The following is a 2,500-nucleotide window of genomic DNA, read 5'->3' on the forward strand; positions in this document are numbered from 1 at the left end:
AAGTAGTTGACAAGGCGAGCGAAAGGTGATAAGATAATATAGTTGTCTCAAAGGGCAATAAGTAGCACATTGAAAACTGAACAAAACTTTGAACAAACGAATCTGTGGCTGTTACTTAGGTAACAAAAACAAATTTGCGAAGTCAATTCGTAACAAACAATAAACGGATTAGCGTTATAGAGAATATAGCGAAATAATCGTCAGTTTAATCGAAGAGCAATCTTCAAATTTTCAAATTGAGAGTTTGATCCTGGCTCAGGATGAACGCTGGCGGCGTGCCTAATACATGCAAGTCGAACGCACAGCGAAAGGTGCTTGCACCTTTCAAGTGAGTGGCGAACGGGTGAGTAACACGTGGACAACCTGCCTCAAGGCTGGGGATAACATTTGGAAACAGATGCTAATACCGAATAAAACTCAGTGTCGCATGACACAAAGTTAAAAGGCGCTTTGGCGTCACCTAGAGATGGATCCGCGGTGCATTAGTTAGTTGGTGGGGTAAAGGCCTACCAAGACAATGATGCATAGCCGAGTTGAGAGACTGATCGGCCACATTGGGACTGAGACACGGCCCAAACTCCTACGGGAGGCTGCAGTAGGGAATCTTCCACAATGGGCGAAAGCCTGATGGAGCAACGCCGCGTGTGTGATGAAGGCTTTCGGGTCGTAAAGCACTGTTGTATGGGAAGAACAGCTAGAATAGGGAATGATTTTAGTTTGACGGTACCATACCAGAAAGGGACGGCTAAATACCTGCCAGCAGCCGCGGTAATACGTATGTCCCGAGCGTTATCCGGATTTATTGGGCGTAAAGCGAGCGCAGACGGTTGATTAAGTCTGATGTGAAAGCCCGGAGCTCAACTCCGGAATGGCATTGGAAACTGGTTAACTTGAGTGCAGTAGAGGTAAGTGGAACTCCATGTGTAGCGGTGGAATGCGTAGATATATGGAAGAACACCAGTGGCGAAGGCGGCTTACTGGACTGTAACTGACGTTGAGGCTCGAAAGTGTGGGTAGCAAACAGGATTAGATACCCTGGTAGTCCACACCGTAAACGATGAACACTAGGTGTTAGGAGGTTTCCGCCTCTTAGTGCCGAAGCTAACGCATTAAGTGTTCCGCCTGGGGAGTACGACCGCAAGGTTGAAACTCAAAGGAATTGACGGGGACCCGCACAAGCGGTGGAGCATGTGGTTTAATTCGAAGCAACGCGAAGAACCTTACCAGGTCTTGACATCCTTTGAAGCTTTTAGAGATAGAAGTGTTCTCTTCGGAGACAAAGTGACAGGTGGTGCATGGTCGTCGTCAGCTCGTGTCGTGAGATGTTGGGTTAAGTCCCGCAACGAGCGCAACCCTTATTGTTAGTTGCCAGCATTCAGATGGGCACTCTAGCGAGACTGCCGGTGACAAACCGGAGGAAGGCGGGGACGACGTCAGATCATCATGCCCCTTATGACCTGGGCTACACACGTGCTACAATGGCGTATACAACGAGTTGCCAACCCGCGAGGGTGAGCTAATCTCTTAAAGTACGTCTCAGTTCGGATTGTAGTCTGCAACTCGACTACATGAAGTCGGAATCGCTAGTAATCGCGGATCAGCACGCCGCGGTGAATACGTTCCCGGGTCTTGTACACACCGCCCGTCACACCATGGGAGTTTGTAATGCCCAAAGCCGGTGGCCTAACCTTTTAGGAAGGAGCCGTCTAAGGCAGGACAGATGACTGGGGTGAAGTCGTAACAAGGTAGCCGTAGGAGAACCTGCGGCTGGATCACCTCCTTTCTAAGGATAATCGGAAAGCGACAGTGACTTAGATGTCAGTTCGTGAAGTTCAAAGTTTTGTTTAGTTTTGAGTGTGATACTGAAATAGGTATCATGTTCAGAAGTGATCCTATGGGGAATTAGCTCAGCTGGGAGAGCACCTGCTTTGCAAGCAGGGGGTCAGCGGTTCGATCCCGCTATTCTCCATAGCTAGTCGCAAGGCTAGCGAGTTGCACATTGAAAACTGAATAGTAACAAATTCTTTTAAAAACAATCGTAAGATTGTAATAAATGAACCGAGAAACAACACAAAAAAGTTCTTTAATAAAGAACGGTTTAATCGCAGGTCTGAGAAATGACCAACTCATAAACTTAAACAACAGTTTCGGCTGTTAGGTTAAGTTAATAAGGGCGCGTGGTGGATGCCTTGGCACTAGGAGCCGATGAAGGACGTGACTAACTACGATAAGCTTTGGTGAGCGGTAAGTACGCTATGACCCAGAGATTTCCGAATGGGGAAACCTAACTCGTAAGAGTTGTCTGTATCTGAATACATAGGATATTTGACGGAATACGCTGTGAACTGAAACATCTCATTAGCAGCAGGAGCAGAAAGAAAAATCGATTCCCTCAGTAGCGGCGAGCGAACGGGGAAGAGCCCAAACCAACGTGCTTGCATGTTGGGGTTGTAGGACTGATAAATAAGAGTTACAAAAGTGTTTTATAGCAGAACAAGTT

The 2,500-nt window shown here is 47.2% G+C and carries 1 tRNA gene and 2 rRNA genes (1 of these 3 cut by a window edge); all 3 read left to right on the forward strand.

What is annotated here, in order from left to right:
- Positions 1–232: 232 nt before the first annotated feature.
- Positions 233–1,783 (forward strand): 16S ribosomal RNA (locus IAE53_RS10800).
- Between the two features lie 113 nt (positions 1,784–1,896).
- Positions 1,897–1,969: transfer RNA gene (locus IAE53_RS10805), tRNA-Ala, on the forward strand.
- A 188-nt stretch (positions 1,970–2,157) separates the two neighbouring features.
- Positions 2,158–2,500, forward strand: a 23S ribosomal RNA gene (locus IAE53_RS10810) (it continues 2,572 nt past the right edge of the window).
- The 16S and 23S rRNA genes sit together here with 1 tRNA gene alongside, the layout of an rRNA operon.

The sequence above is a fragment of the Leuconostoc sp. S50 genome (genome assembly GCF_016624925.1).
In the GTDB taxonomy this organism is placed as follows: Bacteria; Bacillota; Bacilli; order Lactobacillales; family Lactobacillaceae; genus Leuconostoc; species Leuconostoc pseudomesenteroides.